Source organism: Nocardioides sp. S5, from assembly GCF_017310035.1.
In the GTDB taxonomy this organism is placed as follows: domain Bacteria; phylum Actinomycetota; class Actinomycetes; order Propionibacteriales; family Nocardioidaceae; genus Nocardioides.
Genome location: NZ_CP022296.1, coordinates 1,803,058 through 1,821,444 on the forward strand (window position 1 = coordinate 1,803,058; position 18,387 = coordinate 1,821,444).

At 69.0% G+C, this 18,387-nt stretch carries 15 protein-coding genes and 1 pseudogene; 9 read left to right on the forward strand and 7 right to left on the reverse strand.

The window, feature by feature from the left end; translation table 11 throughout:
* Window positions 1–586: 586 nt before the first annotated feature.
* On the forward strand, window positions 587–1,162 hold the full coding sequence (locus tag CFI00_RS09010; RefSeq protein WP_242532755.1) for a DUF305 domain-containing protein: 576 nt from the start codon (window positions 587–589) through the stop codon (window positions 1,160–1,162).
* Window positions 1,163–1,254: 92 nt separating this feature from the next.
* A complete protein-coding gene (locus CFI00_RS09015) occupies window positions 1,255–1,578 on the forward strand; it encodes an NADH-quinone oxidoreductase subunit A (protein ID WP_277988376.1) in 324 nt (107 codons plus the stop codon).
* A gap of 125 nt (window positions 1,579–1,703) precedes the next feature.
* On the opposite strand, the gene CFI00_RS09020 is transcribed toward CFI00_RS09015, so the two are convergent.
* Window positions 1,704–2,123 carry a hypothetical protein gene (locus tag CFI00_RS09020; protein ID WP_207084836.1) on the reverse strand — a complete coding sequence of 140 codons (420 nt, stop codon included), beginning with the start codon at window positions 2,121–2,123 and terminating at the stop codon, window positions 1,704–1,706.
* On the opposite strand from CFI00_RS09020, the gene CFI00_RS09025 reads away from it, so the two are divergent.
* From CFI00_RS09025 to CFI00_RS09055, 7 genes are read left to right on the forward strand one after another with little or no spacing between them, the layout of a single operon-like run.
* Complete coding sequence (locus CFI00_RS09025) at window positions 2,097–2,822, forward strand: hypothetical protein (protein ID WP_207084837.1); 726 nt, start codon at window positions 2,097–2,099, stop codon at window positions 2,820–2,822. The genes CFI00_RS09020 and CFI00_RS09025 overlap by 27 nt on opposite strands.
* Window positions 2,815–3,780: a complex I subunit 1 family protein gene (locus CFI00_RS09030; RefSeq protein ID WP_207084838.1), complete on the forward strand. Its 966-nt coding sequence runs from the start codon at window positions 2,815–2,817 to the stop codon at window positions 3,778–3,780. Before CFI00_RS09025 ends, CFI00_RS09030 begins: the two co-directional genes overlap by 8 nt.
* 2 nt (window positions 3,781–3,782) lie before the next feature.
* Entirely contained in the window at window positions 3,783–4,346 is a 564-nt protein-coding gene (locus tag CFI00_RS09035) for an NADH-quinone oxidoreductase subunit J (protein WP_207084839.1), read from the forward strand.
* Window positions 4,343–4,645 carry an NADH-quinone oxidoreductase subunit K gene (locus tag CFI00_RS09040; protein ID WP_207084840.1) on the forward strand — a complete coding sequence of 101 codons (303 nt, stop codon included), beginning with the start codon at window positions 4,343–4,345 and terminating at the stop codon, window positions 4,643–4,645. The genes CFI00_RS09035 and CFI00_RS09040 overlap by 4 nt, the downstream gene beginning before the upstream one ends.
* Window positions 4,646–4,653: 8 nt before the next feature.
* Complete coding sequence (locus tag CFI00_RS09045; protein ID WP_207084841.1) at window positions 4,654–6,579, forward strand: proton-conducting transporter membrane subunit; 1,926 nt, start codon at window positions 4,654–4,656, stop codon at window positions 6,577–6,579.
* A 2-nt stretch (window positions 6,580–6,581) separates the two neighbouring features.
* Entirely contained in the window at window positions 6,582–8,072 is a 1,491-nt protein-coding gene (locus CFI00_RS09050) for an NADH-quinone oxidoreductase subunit M (RefSeq protein ID WP_207084842.1), read from the forward strand.
* A gap of 4 nt (window positions 8,073–8,076) precedes the next feature.
* A complete protein-coding gene (locus CFI00_RS09055) occupies window positions 8,077–9,495 on the forward strand; it encodes a proton-conducting transporter membrane subunit (RefSeq protein WP_207084843.1) in 1,419 nt (472 codons plus the stop codon).
* A gap of 44 nt (window positions 9,496–9,539) precedes the next feature.
* Here CFI00_RS09055 and CFI00_RS23850 read toward each other — a convergent pair whose 3' ends face one another.
* The 6 genes and pseudogenes from CFI00_RS23850 to CFI00_RS09085 form a co-directional block, all read right to left on the reverse strand.
* Window positions 9,540–10,022 carry a cation:proton antiporter gene (locus tag CFI00_RS23850; RefSeq protein WP_207084844.1) on the reverse strand — a complete coding sequence of 161 codons (483 nt, stop codon included), beginning with the start codon at window positions 10,020–10,022 and terminating at the stop codon, window positions 9,540–9,542.
* Window positions 9,932–10,582, reverse strand: a complete 651-nt coding sequence (locus CFI00_RS23855; RefSeq protein ID WP_207084845.1) for a cation:proton antiporter — start codon at window positions 10,580–10,582, stop codon at window positions 9,932–9,934. Before CFI00_RS23855 ends, CFI00_RS23850 begins: the two co-directional genes overlap by 91 nt.
* A complete protein-coding gene (locus tag CFI00_RS09070) occupies window positions 10,579–11,883 on the reverse strand; it encodes an IS30 family transposase (protein WP_207084846.1) in 1,305 nt (434 codons plus the stop codon). The genes CFI00_RS23855 and CFI00_RS09070 overlap by 4 nt, the downstream gene beginning before the upstream one ends.
* A gap of 28 nt (window positions 11,884–11,911) precedes the next feature.
* On the reverse strand, window positions 11,912–12,790 hold the full coding sequence (locus CFI00_RS09075) for a potassium channel family protein (protein WP_207084847.1): 879 nt from the start codon (window positions 12,788–12,790) through the stop codon (window positions 11,912–11,914).
* A gap of 654 nt (window positions 12,791–13,444) precedes the next feature.
* Window positions 13,445–14,698, reverse strand: a pseudogene (locus CFI00_RS09080) (IS256 family transposase).
* A 457-nt stretch (window positions 14,699–15,155) separates the two neighbouring features.
* Window positions 15,156–18,239, reverse strand: coding sequence for a S8 family serine peptidase (locus CFI00_RS09085; RefSeq protein WP_207084848.1), 3,084 nt, complete (start codon window positions 18,237–18,239; stop codon window positions 15,156–15,158).
* Window positions 18,240–18,387 lie beyond the last annotated feature (148 nt).

The window sequence follows — 18,387 nt, forward strand, 5'->3', positions numbered from 1 at the left end:
TTGTGATCGCGGGCCAGAATGTCTGGCTGGATGAGGTCTACGCGAGCTACGGCTGGAGCTCTTCGATTCCATGGGCCCGCGCCGAGCACGGTCGCGGTAGAGGTGAAGTGTGGTGAGAGCACGCAACTTGGAGCGGGGCGCTCGCGCGCCTTCGCCGAGCTCGCGAGTGACCTCTGATTCAGTGCCGGCCATCCCGGCGACGTACGACAGTAACCGGGGACCAGCGGCAAGGAACACGGCGTGAAAGAAGGACTACATGCCAGCAGCGAACGCAATGAGCGGTGCGATCAACATCCACCCGTCGAGGATGGCGTTCTGCGCGCCGCCCATCATGTTCGGCCTCTCATAGCAGGGTGGACCAGTAGGACCAGAAGCGTTGGGCGATCAGCCCCGCTAGCACCACGTACGGCAGCACCACGAGGGCGCGATCGAGATGGCGCAGACCGAGCGGGCAGACGCCGAAATCCGGACGCAACGCCGGCCGATAGGCGCGGGCGGAACCACTGCGCGGGTTGCCGCCGACAAGGACGGGTGTAACAACCGTCGGTGGGGGTACGTACGTGTCCCCGATGAGAGGAGTCCCAGCATGACCACGAAGTCTGATCAGAACCAGTCCTTCGAGCACGAGGAGCACAAGAAGCACGAGCGCAAGATGTACCTCATCTTCGCGGCTATGATCACCACGTCGACGGTGACGATGTTCATGCTCACCTATACCAACGCGTTCACCTGGTCGCACATGACGTTCAGCGAGGAGCGGGTCTACATGGCGATCCTCATGGGGTCGGCGATGGCGATCATCATGCTCGGCTTCATGTGGGGGATGATGTACAAGAACGTCAAGGTCAACGTCGCCATCATCGTGGCCGCGCTCGTCGTGGGAGGCTCCGCGTTGTGGCTGTCCCGGTCGCAAACGTTTGTGCAGGACGAGTCCTACATGAAGGGCATGATCCCGCACCACTCGATCGCGATCCTCACCAGCGAGCGGTCCGAGATCGAAGACGTGCGTGTGCGCGAGCTGGCCGACGAGATCATCAAGGCTCAGCGCATCGAGATCGCCGAGATGAAGTGGCTGATCGAGGACATCGAGAAGAACGGTGCCGCCACCACCGAGGAAGAGGCCAAGCAGCGCGCCGTCCCGGACTTCGAAGCCAGCCCCTGAGGTACCGCGCATTGTTCACTGCTCGACAGGTGACCAGCCCGTGGTGAGGATCTGAACCCGAGAGGAGAGTCATGTACGCAGGGGTTGTCGTCATGGCGGGCGCCGTTGGGGCGCTCGTACTCGGGCTGTACGCGCTGCACAGGCTCACCGCCGTAGCGCCAGACTCGCTGAACGTGCTTCCGTTCGAGTCGGGCTGGGCCCCCGCGCAGCACGCACTGTCGCGGTACCACGTGCGGTGGTACCTCGCCACGCTGATCTTCCTCGCCTTCGACGTCGAGATGCTGTTCATGTACCCCTGGGCGGTCGTCGTCGCACAGGTCGGCGTGACCGCGGTCGTCGAGATGTTCCTCTTCCTGGCTGCCTTGTTCGTCGCCGTGCTCTGGGCATGGCGGGAGGGGGCACTGCGTTGGGTCTGAGTGACGCGATCGCACGGAGCGCTTCTCGGCACGCTCACGCTCTGGTCGTCGAGGTGCCGGGCTCGTGGCGCACGCGAATGGCGGCGGAGCGCAGCCTGTTCGCGCGAGGATGGCGTCTCGCCGTCTCACCCGCGGACGCCGACATACTCGTCGTGTGCGGCGAACCCGGGCCGGGGCTCGCGAAGGCGATCGAGGTCGTCTGGCACCAGATGCCAGGACCACGGGTCCGCGTGGACGTTCACGGGGGCGACGAGGTGGGTGCTCGACTGGACGAAGCACACACCGGCCTGATCGACACCGACCACCACCGCCGCGACGCGCAGCAGCGACCCACCGCCTCCGAACTCCTCGCCGAGCAGGCCGGACCTGGAGCCGAGAGTCATGGCGGCCACGAAGGCATGGACCACGGCGGCCACGAAGGCATGGACCACGGCGGCCACGAAGGCATGGACCACGGCGGCCACGAAGGCATGGACCACGGCGGCCACGAAGGCATGGACCACGGCGGCCACGAAGGCATGGACCACGGCGGCCACGAAGGCCATGGCGACATGGAGATGTCCCCGGGAGGGATTCCGCTCGCGGAGGGCGGTGAGGACCGCGACGGCCTCGAGATGGACGTCTTGCAGGTGCGTTTCGGGCCTGTTCTGCCGCACTGGCCGGCCGGTCTGGTGTTGCGCTGCTCGCTGCAGGGCGATGTCATCGTCGAGGCACAGGCCGAGGTCGTCGACGGGCCTCCCCGCCAAGAGGACGACGTCATCGGGTCAGCGCGCGGCATCGACAACATCGCCTCGCTCTTGGCGTTGGCGGGGTGGGACGACGCCGCGGCAGAGGCCCGAAGGATCCGCGACACCGCTCTGGAGCCCGGGGACGGAGCGGCGGGGTCGGAACTCGAGCGTCTGCGCCGGAGCGTCCGTCGTTCGTGGACGTTGCGCTGGTCGCTCCGAGGCGTCAGGCGGCTGAGCGACGAGGACGCGCACGCCCGGGGGTTGCCGGCCGACGCGGTCGGTGACACCTACGACCGGCTGATCGGCATGCTGGACCGGGCGGTCGCCGGTGTTGCCGCGACCGCCGCCGGCAACACCGGCACTCGGACGAACGACGCCGGCCGGACACTCTCGACCGACCACCTGGCACATCTGGTCATGGGTTTGGATCTGGCCACGGCACGTCTGGTCCTCGCCAGCCTCGACATCCACGAGCTGCTCGCCGGACAGGCGGAGCACGAGGTGTCCCATGGCTGACCCGATGCCGATGACGGACTCGCCGATCACCACCGTGGCACCCGGCTGGGCGATCGTCGGCTTGGCCATTCTCGGTGTGTTGGCCCTAACCGCTGCCATGTTGGACGGCGCCCTCGCCGCGCGTGCGGGGGGCGGGCCGGGCGGGACGATGGGCGGGCTGGTCCGGCCGTTCGGTGAGGCGGCCCGGCTGATGCGTCAGCGACGTCGTACCACCGTCGAGGCCGACGGGCTGTTGTGGCGCATCGGGGGGGCCGGGCTGCTGGTGACGGCGGCGCTGATGGTGACGGTCGTGCCGCTGGGGGAGTGGACCATCTTCGATCTCGACGTAGGCGTCATGTGGTTCAACGCCATGGACGTGATGGTCTGGGCGCTGGTGTGGCTGACCGGGTGGGGCGCGAACTCGGCGCACTCGCTCGTCGGCGGCTACCGGTTCCTGGCACACGGGCTGGGCTACGAGCTTCCGTTGATGTTCGCCCTGGTCGCTCCGGCGATCGCTGCCGAGAGCCTGAACGTCGGCAGGGTCGCGGCGGCACAGGACGGACTCTGGTTTGCCGTCTGGATGCCGGTGGCGTTCCTCGTCTACCTGCTCGGGGTCGCCGCCTTCGCGGTGTGGGGACCGTTCTCCCCGGCCATCGGCACGGACGTCGCCGGCGGGGCACGAGCGGAGCTGTCGGGCGTGGACCGGCTGGTGTTCGAGGTGGGGCGTTACGCGTTGCTGGCTGCCGGCGCGGCGTTCGCGGTGCCGATGTTCCTCGGGGGCGGTGCGGGCCCGCTGCTGCCGGACTGGGCCTGGGTGTTGGTGAAGACCGTTGCCCTTCTCGCGGTTCTGGTCTGGCTGCGGCGGCGGCTGCCGGTCTTCCGGCCGGACAAGTTCATGGAGGTGGGCTGGGTGGTGCTGCTTCCGGCCGTGCTGGTGCAGGATCTGGTCGTCGCCGTCATCGCTGTCGGGAGGTCTTGAACGTGCTCACTGACATCGCCTTTTGGGGGATCGGGCTCGTCGCGGTGCTCGGCGGCGCTGCGGTCTTCTACGTCGACTCGATGGCGCGCGCGACGTACGCCCTCGCCCTGTCGTTCGTCGCGGTCGGCCTGCAGGTGCTCTTCCTGCAGCAGAACTACGTCGGCGTGGTGACGATCCTGATGATGGTCATGGAGATGGCCATCATGGCCGTCTACATGGTCATGTTCATGGGGATGAACCCGGCACTGATGCCGATGAGCATGGTGCACGGCAACAGGACCGCCGTCGCCGTCGCAGTGACCACGTTCCTGGCGCTCGCGATAGGCATCCTGATGGTGGACTGGCCTGCCCGCCGGGGCAGCCCACCGTCGGACGTCACGATGGCGTTGGGGGAGTCGTTGATGGGTCCGAAGATGCTGGTGATGGCGGTGATCAGTCCGGTCATGGTCGCCACGATCGTGGCTGGCGTCGTGCTGGCCGCGCACCGCACGCGCTACGACCGGTTGGGCGATGACCTGAAGCAGCGTCCGGCAGACGATCCTCAGCCGGGAGGTGTCGGTCGATGACCCTCGAGGCGACCCTGCTCGTCGCCGCGGCGATCTTCAGCGTCGGGCTGTACGGCGCGATCTCTCAGCAGGTCGTGGTGATGGTGATGATGGGTTTGGAGCTGATGATCAACGCTGTCATCCTCGCCGCGGCCGGCGTCTGGTGGTTCCTTGCGCCCGACCCGACCGGGCAGGTCCTCCTCATGGTGATCATCGCCGCGATGACAGTGGAGATGGCGATGGGCTTCGCGGTCGCCACGCTGCTGCATCGTGAGCGTGGTGCCGACATGACCGACATGGCCACGGACCTGTCGGGGTGACCGGGTCCATGTTTGAGATCGCTCTCTGGCTGCTCGTTCTGCTGCCCGCCGTGGTGGGCGGAGGGCTCGCCCTCTCACGGCTCGAGCGGGCGGCGGCTGCCGTGTCGCTGGCCACGGCCCTCACCACAGCCGCACTGTCGGTGGTGGTCGCCCTCGAACGGCCGAGGGTGTCGGCGCCGTTTATGGCCGGCAGCGATCTCGCCCTAGGGGTGGACGCGTTGTCTGCGCTGGTCACACCGACGGTGGCGGTCGTGACCCTGCTCGTGTTGGTGTTCTCGGCTGGCGAGATCCGGGAGTCACAGGCCCGGTTCCACGGGCTGATGCTGCTCTTTGCCTCCGCCGCGCTCCTGACGGCGACAGCTGAGACGCTGCTTGCGCTGCTGTTCGCCTGGGAGGTGATGGGCGCGACGTCGTTCGCGCTGATCGGGTTCTGGTGGCGCGATGACCACCGGGTCTCCGCCGGCACCACGGCGTTCGTGACCACGCGCACGGCGGACGTCGGGCTGTACGTCGCGGCCGGTGCGGCGCTCGCCGGTGGAGCCGGCCTGGCACTGGGCGACCTGCCCGCAGCCAGCGAGGGGTGGCGCCACGTCGTCGCGGCGGGTGTCCTGGTCGCAGCTCTCGGCAAGGCGGCCCAGCTGCCGTTCTCGTTCTGGCTGTCGCGCGCGATGGAGGGTCCGAGCCCGGTCAGTGCACTGTTGCACTCCGCGGCCATGGTCGCGATGGGTGGCTACCTGCTGCTGCGCACCGAGCCGCTGCTGGCCTCGACGGGCTGGGCCGCGCCGGCTGCTGCCTGGGTGGGCGCACTCACCGCGCTGCTGCTCGGCGCCGTCGCCGTGGCGCAGCAGGACCTCAAACAGCTCCTCGCCGCCTCCACCTCCGCCCAGCTCGGGTTCGTGGTCATGGGCGCCGGGCTGGCCTCGGTGAGCGGGGGAGCGGCACACCTCGTCGCCCACGCCTCGACCAAGGCCCTGCTCTTCCTCGCCGCCGGGGCCTGGCTCACCGCGCTCGGCACCAAGCAGCTCGCCGGCCTGCGCGGCGTAGCTCGGAGGTGGCGACTGGTCGGCTGGGCCGCCACCGCCGGAGCGCTGTCCCTCGCGGGCGTCGCCCCGCTGGCACTGTGGGCGACCAAGGACGCGGTCCTCGCCGCGGCGCTGGCGGAGTCACCGTGGCTCTACACCATCGGCCTCGCCGCGGCCGCGCTGTCGGCGGCGTACGCCGGCAAGATCTTGGTGATCCTGTGGCGACAGCTGCCCGAGCGGGAGCATGCCGAGGTCGAGGCGCATCTCGACGAGGAGGAGCCGGGCACCCGCCACGTCGGCATGCTGGAGCAGGCGCCGCTGGTCGCCCTCGCGCTCGGCGCGGTGGTGCTCGGAGTGCTCGCGCTGCCGCCGTTCGGCGACACGCTCACCCGTGCACTCGGCGAGGAGCCGCTCCACCCGACGCCGCTGGAGATGGCCGCGTCGGTCGTGATCGCCCTGGGGGTACTGGCGCTCGTGTGGTGGCGTCCGGTGCCGGAGCCGGGCTGGGCCCTGGCCTGGCTGGGCCTCGAGCGCGCAACACAGGCCCTCGTCGTAAGCCCGACCCTCGCGCTGGCAGAGGCGCTGGCGCGCTTCGACGACCGCGTCCTGGACCGTGGCGTGGCCGGGTCCGCCGCGGCCGCGCTCGGTCTGGCGCGTCGGGCAGCGACCTTCGACGACCGGGTGCTGGACGGTGCGGTCGAGGCAACGTCCCAGGCGTCCTTGTGGGCCGCGGCTGGTGCGGCACGGGACGACGACCGGTGGTTCGATGGGGCGGTCGAGGGGCTCGCTGCGCAGCTTCGCCGCCTCGGCCGGCTCGCACGTCGTCCGCAGACCGGCCAGCTGCACCAGTACTACATCCAGGCCGTCGCGGTGCTCGCGATCGGCGTCCTGCTCCTCGTCACGGTGAGGTGAACGTGCTCAGTCTGATCGTCTTCCTGCCCCTGGCTGCCGCTCTGGCCCTGCTCGCGCTTCCGCGGCTCGGCGCCGCGGCCGCACGGTGGACCTGGGTCGCGGTCGCAGCCGCCGACCTGGCCCTCGTGGTCGCGGCGTGGCTGCGCTACGAGACGCCCACGGCCGGACGACTCGCCTTCGAGGAGCAGGCCGAGTGGATCCCCGGCGTGAACAGCAGCTACCACCTCGGCGTCGACGGGCTGTCCCTGCCGCTGATCGCGATGACCGCGGTGATCTTCCTGGCCTGCGCGATCTTCGCGCTGCGCGAGACCGACCGCCCGCGTCTCCAAGCTGCGCTGTTCCTCTTCCTGCAGAGCGTCAGCATGGGCCTGTTCGTCGCCGCCGACCTGATCCTCTTCTTCGTCTTCTTCGACCTCTCGATCGTCGGCATGTACTTCGTGATCGCCGGCTGGGGGCACGGCAACGCCGCCCGGTCGGCGATGAAGTTCTTCCTCTACACGTTTCTGGGCTCCCTGGCCCTGCTCGTCGGTTTCATCGGCCTCTACATCGCCGCTGACCCGCACACCTTCGACATGGTCGAGCTGGCCGAGCAGACCCCGCTCGCCGGGTCGTCGCTGGCCGGTGGGCTGGTGCTGGCCGCGATCCTGATCGGGCTGGCGGTGAAGACCCCGACTGTGCCGTTCCACACCTGGCTGCCGCCGGCCCACACGGACGCGCCGGCGATCGGTTCGGCGGTCCTGGCCGGGGTGCTGCTGAAGATGGGCACCTACGGGTTCGTGCGGATCGCGATGCCGATGCTGCCCGAGGCGTGGCGGGACTGGGCGTGGGTGATCATCGTGGTCGGCATCGTCTCGGTCGTGTACGGCGCCCTGGTGGCCCTGGCCCAGACGGACTTCAAGCGGATGGTCGCCTACACGTCGGTGAACCACATGGGCTACATCGTCCTCGCCGTCGGCGCCGCGGGGCTGGTCGCCGACGACACCGCGCAGGCCCGGTCCGTCGCGGTCACCGGTGCCGTCACGCAGATGGTCAGCCACGGCCTGATCACCGGTGCGCTGTTCCTCCTCGCCGGGGTTCTCCAGGACCGGGCAGCGACCTATGACATGGACTCCTACGGCGGCCTGGCCGGACCCGCGCCCCGGTTCGCCGCGTTCTTCGCCGTCGGCGCATTCGCCTCCCTGGGCCTTCCCGGGCTGTCCGGCTTCATCGCGGAGTTCCAGATCTTCACCGGCAGCATCGCCGCCGCCCCCGTCACGGCCGTCGCGCTCGTCGGGATCCTCCTGACTGCGGCGCTGTTCCTCCGAGCGCTGCAGCGGATCTTCACCGGCGAGACCCGCGGCCGCTCGGTCGGCTTCACCGACCTGCGCGCCGCCGAGGTCTGGTCGGTCGGCCCGTTGCTGGTGCTCTCCCTGCTCATCGGAGTGTTCCCCCGTCCACTGCTCGCCGTGATCGAGCCCGCGGCCGAGGTCGTCGTCGAGCTCGTCGGAAGGTAGGGCCGTGGGCTCCGACATGGCCATGCGGCCGCTCCTGCTGCTGCCGGAGATCGTGCTGTTCCTCGGCGGGCTCGCGGTCCTGGTCAGTGGGTCCTTCCTCCCGCGGACGCGCCAGTGGGTCACCCGCGTCATCGCCGCGGCCGCGCTGGTCGCCGCCACCATCCTGGCCGTGGTCGACCTCCCCGGCCCGGCCCAGCCGGCGATGGAGGGCGCCTTCACCGTCGACACCGCCACCGGAGTGGCGCGGATCGTCGCCGCGCTCGGGACGCTGATCGTCCTCGCGCTGGCCTCCGACGAGATCGCGGGCTCGCCGCGGGAGAGCGAGACCTACGCACTCTTCCTGTTCTCGACGACCGGCACGCTCGTCCTCGCCGGCGCTGACGACCTGCTCGTCGTAGTGGTCGGGTTCCTGCTCGCGAGCATCCCGCTCTACGGCCTGATCGGCATCGCACGCACGCCCCGCGGGGCCGAGGCGGCCATGAAGACCTACCTGCTGGGTGCCCTGTTCGGCATCCTCCTGCTGCTCGGGGTCACGCTGCTCTACGGAGTCTCCGCGACCACGTCATACGCCGACCTCACCGACCGACTTGCTGAGGCGCCGCAGGGCGTGGTCGCGGCGGGCGTCGTGGCGGTGCTGGGTGGCTTGATGTTTAAGGCCGGCGGCGTCCCGGGGCACTTCTGGGTCCCCGATGCCGCCGAGGGTGCGGGCGGGGCGGTCGCGGCCTTCCTCACCACCGTGCCCAAGATCGGCGCGATGGTCGCCGCCTACCGACTCATCGCTATGCTCCCCGACACCCTCGCCTGGCCGCTGCTGGTCGCCGTCCTCGCGGTCGCCAGCATGACGCTCGGCAACTTCGCCGCCTACTGGCAGAGCGACCCCCGGCGCCTGCTCGGCTGGTCCACGGTCAGCCAGGTCGGCTACCTGCTCGTGCCGGTCGCGGTCGCCGGGCGCAGCGACCTGGCCCTGCCCGCCCTGCTGCTCTACCTCGCCGGCTACACCGTCACCAACCTCGCGGCATTCGCGGTGACGACCGCCTTCCCCGACCGGCGCGACCTCGACTCCTACCGCGGCATGGGCCGGGCCCGGCCGTGGCTGGGCGCATCCCTCGTGGTGGCGCTGCTCGGCCTCGTCGGCACCCCGCCGACCGTGGTCTTCGTCGGCAAGCTCACCACCACAGCCGCCGCCTGGGACGGCGGGCTTGCCTGGCTGGCCGTGCTGGTGTTCGTCAACACCGTGGTCAGTCTCTTCTACTACCTTCGGTGGATCGCACCCGTCTACGGCCGAGTGGAGCGACCCGCGCCAACCCTGCCAGGGGCGTTCGTCGCTGCTACCTGGTCGGCGACGACGGCGGTGGTGACCGCCGGTCTCAGCCTCGCGCTCGGCATCGCAGCCGGCGCCCTCTGGAGTGTCTTCTCGGTCTGAGCTGCATCCCAGGTGGGGAACCACCCACCCACGTATCGGGAGGGTCAACCCCCGGACGTCGGCCGTCGGGTGGTGGTCTCGCCCGTGAGGCGCCGGTACAGCAATCTGCCGGCGGAGGAGGTCACGCCATGGGCCACGGTGCTCACGACGACGACCATGATTCCGGCGGCCATCACGGTTTCAGGGATGCCGAGATCCTCCGCCTCGAGCGTCAGGTAGAACACGGCCGAGACACCGACCGGTCCGAACCAGCCCAGGTACAGCGCGTCCGGCCAGCCCAGACGCAGGGGTCGCTTGAGCAGCAACAGGACGGGCATGCGGCGGAACAAGAGCACGGCGACGCTCAGCAGGATCGCCGCCCACCCCAGCTCGCCCCACACGGACCAAGGCAGGGTGGCGCCCAGCAGGACGAACATCGGTAGGACCGCGAATCGGTTCACCGCCTCGTCGATCTCCAGGTCCGCGGTCCGCTCGCTGCCGGTGCTGGTGAGGTTGAAGGCGAGGCCGGCGACGAACGCGGCGAGCACGCCGTCAAGGTGGGCACGCCCGACAGGCCCAGCACGAGCAGGGCGAGGAGGACGGTGAACAGCAGCATCGGGCCGTGGGACGTCGCCCCGTAATCCTCGCCTGCCCGCAAGGCTCGACCGCCGAGCCAACCGGCGAGCACGCCGAGGGTGACAGCGCCCAGCACCTGCCACAGCGCCTCGGCAACTGCCTGCCCGGCGGTCATCGGTCCCGCGAACGTGACCGCGGCGAGCACGAACGGCAGGGCCAGACCGTCGTTGGCGGCTGACTCCAGGGAGAGGATCTGCCGGTCACGGGCCGGTAGGTCCTCTTCGGCGGGCTTGCCGGTGACCACGCTGGAGGCGAGGACCGGGTCGGTAGGGCAGATCGCTGTCCCGAGCAGCAGCGCAGCGCCCAGCGTGACCCCGAGGATGGCGGCGGTCAGACCTGTGGAGATCAACGCCATGGCCGGCATGGCCACCAACAGCAGGATCGAGACCGGCCGGAGCTGTGCACGGACCGAACCGAACGGATAGCGCAGTGCGACCCCCATCACCGAGATCACCAGCAGGGGCGAGTTCAAACGGCTGTTGCAGCGAGCCTCTTGTTGAGGGCCTGGCCAGGAGTCTGCCATTCCAGGGTCTTGCGGGGCCGGGTGTTGAGCTGCAGGGCCACAGCGTCGCAGTCGGTGTCGGTGAGGTGGCGCAGGTCTGCACCCTTGGGCCAGTACTGACGCAGCAGCCCGTTGGTGTTCTCGTTGGTCCCGCGCTGCCACGGCGATTGCGGGTCGCAGAAGTAGATCGCGACACCTGTCTCGGTCTTGAACCGGGCGTGCTGGGCCATCTCCGTGCCGCGGTCCCAGGTGATCGACTTCCTGAGTTCCAACGGCAACGTCGCGATCATTTCGCTCAGCTTCATCCGCGCGATCTCAGCGGTGTGGCGCCCCGGCAGCGGTGCGAGGAGCACGAACCGCGACGAGCGTTCGACGAGCGTGATCACCGCGCCCTTGCCCGTGCCGCCGAGCAGCAGGTCGCCCTCCCAGTGCCCCGGCACGGCCCGGTCATCGACCTCAGCCGGACGTGCGGAGATCCGGATGTCGTCCGTGATCCCGAGCGTGGCTCGCTTGGCGCCACCGGTCTGAGCCTTACGGCGTTGCCGCTGGGTCCGCAGATGCGCGGTCAGCTCGCGCTTGAGCTCGCCCTTGGTCTGAACGAACAGCGACTGGTAGATCGTCTCGTGCGACACCCGCATCCTCACATCGCGTGGGAACAACACCGGAAGCATCGCTGCGATCTGTTCCGGCGACCAGTTCGCCCGCAACAGCTCCCACACCTTCTCCCGCAACGGCGCGTGATCCAGCCGGCGGGCCTTCGGGCGGCGGGCCTTGCGCGCGGCCTCACGCTGCGACCACTTCGCGCTGTACTTGCGCTGATAGCCACGCCCACCGGCCCGCGCTGTGCGCCTGCGTGGCGAGGCAGTCCCGAACGAACCCGCCCGGCGCAGCTCCCTCGAGATCGTCGACGGATGCTTGCCCACCAACGCAGCAATCGTGGCCTGCGGCAAACCCGCCATGAACGCCCGCTCAATCACCAACCGCTGATCCGCGGTCAACCTCACTCCCGGCACGCGCCGCAACCTCTCACTCACAATCGAGTTGCAACAACCAGTTGAGCTCGCAAGGACCCGTGTCGCGTCGTGGACGCTCGCATGCTCGGTGGTGATCGGTGGAAGAGGCAAAGCGCGGAGCACCTCGGGCCCGACGAGCACGCCGACCACCAGCGCAAGTAGCGGCTCAGATACGGGCAGACGCCTGATCCGTGCAGACAACGCTGCCACCAGCACGCCGAGCGCGCCGGTCGCGATGAGCAGCACGTCGAGGGTCATGGCAGCGCCCTGCCCCGCGCCGTCGTCATCATGCGTGGGACTCGAATCCGTGGTCGGCGCCGTAGGACGCGAGCACCTCCGGTGTCGCGGACCCGGTCTTGAGGTAGGCACGGTCCAGCAACAGGGCGAGGCTCTCGACGGCCGCTGTGAGCATGTCGGCTGCGAGCTGCACCTCGCGCGAGGACGACGTCCTTCCGGCCTCCGCCAACTCCAGGGCGTGGGGGAGGGTCGCAGCCAGCGACAGCTCTTCCTCTTCCTCGATGAAGTAGTAGGACTCGGCGTACTGCATGAGGTCCGTCTGGGCCTGGATCGTGCCGTCGGTCACGGCGTCCAGCATGCGGGTGGCGACGCATGCATCCCCACCGGCCACCACGGCAGTCGCATGACTCGACTGCAGAAGGCTCAACCGCTTCGCAACAGACCGCCGCCTGCCCAGGGCGGGGTAGACCTGCAGGATCCAGGAGATGGCGGCGGTCAGCAGGACGAACCCGACAAGGGCCTCGAACGGTGCGAGCAGGCGCAGGACGGGGTCGGCCGGGGTGACGTCACCGAAGCCGAGCGTGGCCACGGTGACCAACGACAGGTACAGGGCGGTCAGGGCATCGGAGGACTGCTCGGGTCTGAGTGCAGACCCGAAGTAGAAGCCGTCCGACATGTGGGGCAGGTAGACCAGAGTCCAGCCGATCACCACCAGACCCGTCCACAACGCCACGGTTCCGATGATTTCGATCGGCCGGGCGAGGTGCCGGGTGTGGCTGGGCAACACGTGCTTGGTGGCCCACCACACGAGCTGGAACACCCACCGAGCGATCCGGCCGAATCCGCCCGGGTGCCACAGAGTGTGGAAGATGTCCCACAGCGCCACCAAGACAACGAGTAGGCCTGCCGCACTGATCATCCATCCCATCCGGGCGACTGTAGTCTCAACGCCGCTTCCTCAGACCCGACGTCACCGCCCTCGGCTGTATGCCCACTGCCATCGGGTTGCTCACTCCACCGACGCCTACACGGACGCGATCCGCCGACGTGTCCGGGCCGCACAGGGCTCGAGGCCGACGAGTGGTTAGGGCGTCCGTGCCGTGATCGTTCACTGGTCGTAAACACCACCGACACTCGGCCGAAGGGAGCTGCATCGAGCGACATCACGCCTGTTCCTCCGGCGTCGTTCTTGCAGGTCAGTACGGGAAAGGGCGCAGGGGCCATCGGTGATGAGCGTTGGCCGACATGGGAGTGCACTCAGCAGCACGGCACAACACGACTGGCGAATCCCTGGGGTCAAGTGTCGCGCCTTCAACCCCGGGCTTGTTGACCCCCCTCGCCCTGACTGCACTGGGCTGGGGGTCGGCTTGGGGATGTGGGCTGCCGCCGGCGGTGAGGCCGCGACGGACGAATATTAGGGGCGGTAGATGGGCTTGGCCGGCAGCTCGTCGTCGGCCGACTTAGCCGTGCGCGTTTGCCGCTGCCCGCTGGCTTGCCTGCTGAACTCAGTCAGCCATTGGAAGGGGTCGAGTCCACGGTCGTGGTGGATGAAGGGGCCACCGCGTGACCCGGTGGCAGCACTCTAGGCAGTGAGCGCGGCGGGTGTCAGGTCCTCCTTCTCGGTGGTGGTTTCGTCGGTGTTGATCAGGGCGACGCGGGAGCGGGCCAGGACGTCGAGCCCGAGGTATCGGCGTCCTTCGGCCCAGTCGTCGTGCTGCTCGGCCAGCACGGCGCCGATGAGCCGGATCGCTGAGTTGCGGTCGGGGAAGATCCCGACGACGTCGGTACGGCGGCGGATCTCGCGGTTGAGCCGTTCGTTCGGGTTGTTGGACCAGATCTGGCGCCAGATCTCCTTCGGGAACGCGGTGAAGGCCAGGATGTCGGCGCGAGCTTCCTCGAGGTGCTCAGCCACCGCCGGGAGCTTCTCGGCCAGGGTCTCGATGACGCGGTCGAACTGGGCGTGCACGGCCTTGGCGTCGGGCTGGTCGTAGATCGAGTGCAGCATCGCCTTGACCCAGCCCCACGACTATTTGGGCGTCGCGGACATCAGGTTCGCGGCGTAGTGGGTCCGGCAGCGTTGCCAGGCGGCACCGTCCAGGGTCGAGGTCATCGCGGCGACCAGACCGCTGTGGGCGTCCGAGGTGACGAGCTTGACCCCGGTCAGGCCGCGGGCGTTCAGGCCACGGAACAGGGTCAGCCAGCCGGCCTCGGACTCGGCTGAGCAGATGTCCACGCCGAGGATCTCGCGGTGGCCGTCGGCGTTGATGCCGGTGGCGACCAGCACGTGGGTGTTGACCACCCGGCCGCCTTCGCGGACCTTCATCGTCAACGCGTCCGCGGCCAGGAACGTGTACGGCCCTTGGTCCAGTGGCCGGGTCCGGAAGTCCTCGACGTGCGCGTCGAGTTCCTTGGCCATCACGCTGACCTGCGACTTCGACAACCTGGTGATGCCGAGGGTCTCGACGAGCTTCTCCATCCGCCGCGTCGAGACACCCAGCAGGTAGCAGGTCGCCACCACCGTGGTCAGTGCTCGCTCGGCCCGACGGCGGCGCTCGAGCAGCCAGTCGGGGAAGTAGGACCCCTCGCGCAGCTTGGGGATCGCGACCTCCATCGTGCCGGTGCGGGTGTCGAAGTCCCGGGTCCGGTAGCCGTTGCGGGAGTTGGTCCGATCCGGGCTGCGTTCGCCGTACGGGGCGCCGCAGATCGCGTCGGCCTCGGCCGACATCAACGCCTGCACGAACGTCGACAGCATCGATCGGAGCAGGTCGGGTTCGGCGCGCTGGAGGTGCTCGGCCATGAACGTGGGTAGGTCAATAGAGTTGGGGTCGACGGTCATCGTTTGGTTCTCCTTCAGTTGTGCTTTCGCAGGTCTTCTGAAGGATCACGCGGTGGCCGTCGCTATGTCAGGACGCCACGCTCACGACGGGCCCGTCGTACACCACACCCGTGGACTCAACTATTGGAAGGTGTCCAGAAACAGGCCATTAACTGCGTCAAAGGCTGAGAACGATCGGCAACGAAGCACATTGAGCGGTCCATGTTTGCGCAGGTCAGACGGTCTTTGTCCGCAACTAACGTCGAATCGCGTCCAACGCTCCGGGCACGCGGAGCGGCATCGGAGGGTTGTTGGTTCGAGTCCAACCGGGGGAGCATCGAGACCCCCTCTGACCTGCGATAACAGGTGAGAGGGGGTCTCTTCGTCCGCCGGCCCGGCCCCTGGGCGGCACGGGCGGGGCAGGAGTGCCTGACTCATCCTCCGCGGGCGCTGAGCCCTCCGGACTCGGAGGGAGGACTCAGGGCGTCACCCTGATGGCGCTGGCCTCCGCCGACGGCTTGGCGTCGCTGTACATCAGCAGCACACCCTTCTGGGACGGTGACGCGGTGACGCCGCCCGCCGGGGCGGTGATCCCGAGTGCCGCCGTGCCGCCTGCCGGAACCGTGAGCGACTGTGCGCTCGTGGTGTACCGGGGGGCCGCGGGGGTGAACGTCATGCCCTCGATCGCGTCGGTCAGGCCGCCGGTGAAGTAGTTGTCGAAGGCATAGACGGAGAACTGGATCTGGGTGGCCGCCGTGACGGCGAGTGCCGAGAGGGGCACCGTGAGGATGGCGTTGGCCGAGTTCAGGTCAGCGATGGTGAAGAAGTAGGCACTCGCCCGTCCGCTGGCGAGATCCTGCACGTACACCACGTTCTGACCCGTCGCAGCGAACCCGCCGTTCTCCAGGGTGTAGATGACGAAGTCGGGAGAGCCATTGGCATCGGTGTCGACGTAGACGTCGAACTCAGCCGGGTAGTTGGGGTGTGCCCGCTCGCCGAAGGTGTTCACGGCGAACTGGAGGGTGCCCCCCGCCTGGCGGACCCCGACCGACTTGAGATCGATGGTCGCGAAGTTGTCGCCCGCCTGCGGCAGGACCTTGCTGGAGATCTTGGGGCTCTCGCCGGTGAGTGCGAAGACCTCGACCCGACCGGGGTGTGCAGCGGACCCGTTGGACAGCGTCACGCTGCCCGCCCCCTCGGTGAGCGCGACCGACCCGGTCGACGGCGCAACCGCCGCCGCACGGTGTGGCAGGACGTGCCAGGGCATCCGCGTGGTCCGGCCGCCGTTCGTCAGGGTGAGGTACCCGTCGAACTCGACCGTCTGCAGCAGCGCACCGTCACCGCCCGATGCGCCACCGTTCAGTGTCCAGACCGGGAGCTTGTCGGCGTCGATCCGCAGCTGGACGGCGAAGCTCCTGCTGCTCCTGGCAGGCACGGTGAGGCTGCCGGGCACCTTGAACGAGACCGCACCGCTGGCTGCGTCATCCGCGAACCGGAAGTCCGGGCTGATCGAGTAGGTGCGAGCCGTGGGGCCGTCGTTGCGCACGGTCACCGACTTCTTCAGCGAGACCGGCCTGGTCACTGCGTGGTACCCGAACGACAGGCTGGGGACCTGCGTCTCGGAATCCCATGCCAGCGTGCTGGATGCCGCCGCGGCATCCACGCGCAGCTCCCCGCCACCGATGCGCGTGATCGGGGCGAGCACGCCCGGCTGCGTCGACGGGTTCGTGTACACCTCGGTGTCGGCGTTGTTCATCAGCAGCGCCTTGACCTGGTTCGGCGTCCGGGTGTCGTCCTGGTCGATCAGCAGCGCCGCCGCGCCGGCGACCATGGGAGCGGCGCCGGAGGTGCCACCAAAGGCCTCGGTGCCGGTGCCGGTGCCGGAGACAGCGGAGATCGACGCTCCCGGCGCACCGATGTCGGGCTTGATGGCCTGGTCGGAGTAGCTCGGTCCGCGTGCGGACGAGGCCACCATGCTGCCGGCCAGGGGGATCGAGGAGGCCGGAGAGACGCTGACGTCGACAGGTCCGCTGGCGAGGGCGCTCTTGATGAGGCCGCCGGTGGACTGGGTGATGATGAGCGTCGGCCTCAGGCCGTCGCCACCCCCGTAGGAGAACGACGGTGCGTCGCCCGCAGCGTTGTTGGCGACGAGCACACCGACCGCTCCGGCGTCGGATGCAGCCTCCGTCTTGAGGCTGATGGCACAGGAACCGCGATCGACGAGCGCGACCTTGCCGGTCAGCGACCCGGCCGGCAGCGCGGTGCAGGCCAGGCCGGCGGCTTGGACGTCTCCGGTGAATCCTTCGCCGATCGGTGCCCAGTCGACGGTCGAGGTGTTCGGGTAGGTGCCCGCGATCGCGGCAGGGCTGTTGACGACCAGCGGGATGGAGGAGGCGCTGGGCACCTGGGTCTGGGCGACGCTGATGACCTCCGGCGTCGACGCGGGCGAGCCGGTGATGTAGGGCCGGTCGGCGCTGTTGCCGGCCGACGCAACGACGGAGACGCCCATGCGCACCGCGTTCGCCGTGGCGAAGGACAGGTCGTCCTCACGCTGTCCGTAGGAGCTGCCGAGGGAGAGGTTGATGACGTCCGCCGCGTCAGAGATGTCCGCGTCGTCGTTCGGATCCAGGGCGTAGTCCATGCCGAGCAGCAGGGCGACACCGTTGCACGACGAGGACACAGCGCTGCACACCTTCACCGCGAGCAGGCTCGCGCCGGGTGCCACGCCGTCCCCGCCCGCGATGATGTCCGCGACGTGGGTGCCGTGCCCGCCGGCGCATCCGCCGGTCGCTGAGGGGCCGCAGTCGATCGGGTCCTCGTCTGACGTCCGGTCGCCGTTGGGCCATGACTCGCCGACGAAGTCGTACCCCGCCACGACCTTGCTGGTCGGGAAGAGCCCGTCGCGGGTCGTGTTCCTGGGGTCCCCGAGCGAACTGCCGTAGGCCGCCCCGTAGGCCTCCGAGGTTCCGGCCCCGCCGAAGGCCGCATGGGTGTAGTCGATGCCCGAGTCGAGCACCGCGACGGTGACGCCGCTGCCGTCGAGCCCCTCGGCCGCGCCGAGGCCGGCACCGATGTACGGCACCGTCTCCGACAGGTCGAGCTCGTACTCACCGACCGGTCGGATCGACATGACCCCCGGCAGGTCCGCGATCGCTGCGATGCGCGCGGCATCCACTTCATAGACCACCGCGTTGAGCGCCTTGCTGACGCGGGCGACCTCGCGACCGCCGAGATCACCCACCTGCTCGGTGAGCGTGTCCTGCTTGGCGTCCAGCTGACGCAACAGCCCGACTGCCTGGCCCTTGGACAGCGCAGCACCACGCTGCTTGGCGTCCTTGCCCTGGGCCACGGCCAGTGGCTGGTCGGCGAGGCCCACGACGACGGAGACCTTCCCGGTCGCATCCTTCAGCCTCGGATCGACGTCGGTCGTGACCGGTCCGTCCGGGATCAGGAAGTCGCTGACATCGGAGGGCCCGCTCGGCGTCGCGTTCGAGGGGGTCACCCCGAGCGCTCCGAGGGCAATGACTGACACGAAGGTGACCAAGCGTGCGCGAGCGGACATCGGGAGCCTCTCAGGGGGCGAGCAGATGCCCGTCAAACTAGACCCGTCCGAGTCGGCTGACGAGGGCCGTCTAGTTGTGATGTCCAGGGAGGTTGTACCGCCCGGAATCGGTGAGCCTGCCTGACAGGTGAAGGCCCCCGGTTGTGAA

What these genes read in the sequence shown, in the direction of transcription:
- CFI00_RS09070 (WP_207084846.1), bottom strand. Translation starts at nt 11,883, where the DNA reads ATGACCCTCGACGTGCTGCTCATCGCGACCGGCGCGCTCGGCGTGCTG.
- CFI00_RS09075 (WP_207084847.1), bottom strand. Translation starts at nt 12,790, where the DNA reads ATGGGATGGATGATCAGTGCGGCAGGCCTACTCGTTGTCTTGGTGGCG.
- CFI00_RS09045 (WP_207084841.1), top strand. Translation starts at nt 4,654, where the DNA reads ATGTTTGAGATCGCTCTCTGGCTGCTCGTTCTGCTGCCCGCCGTGGTG.
- CFI00_RS09025 (WP_207084837.1), top strand. Translation starts at nt 2,097, where the DNA reads ATGGACCACGGCGGCCACGAAGGCCATGGCGACATGGAGATGTCCCCG.
- CFI00_RS09010 (WP_242532755.1), top strand. Translation starts at nt 587, where the DNA reads ATGACCACGAAGTCTGATCAGAACCAGTCCTTCGAGCACGAGGAGCAC.
- CFI00_RS09015 (WP_277988376.1), top strand. Translation starts at nt 1,255, where the DNA reads ATGGCGGGCGCCGTTGGGGCGCTCGTACTCGGGCTGTACGCGCTGCAC.
- CFI00_RS09085 (WP_207084848.1), bottom strand. Translation starts at nt 18,239, where the DNA reads ATGTCCGCTCGCGCACGCTTGGTCACCTTCGTGTCAGTCATTGCCCTC.
- CFI00_RS09030 (WP_207084838.1), top strand. Translation starts at nt 2,815, where the DNA reads ATGGCTGACCCGATGCCGATGACGGACTCGCCGATCACCACCGTGGCA.
- CFI00_RS09040 (WP_207084840.1), top strand. Translation starts at nt 4,343, where the DNA reads ATGACCCTCGAGGCGACCCTGCTCGTCGCCGCGGCGATCTTCAGCGTC.
- CFI00_RS09020 (WP_207084836.1), bottom strand. Translation starts at nt 2,123, where the DNA reads ATGGCCTTCGTGGCCGCCGTGGTCCATGCCTTCGTGGCCGCCGTGGTC.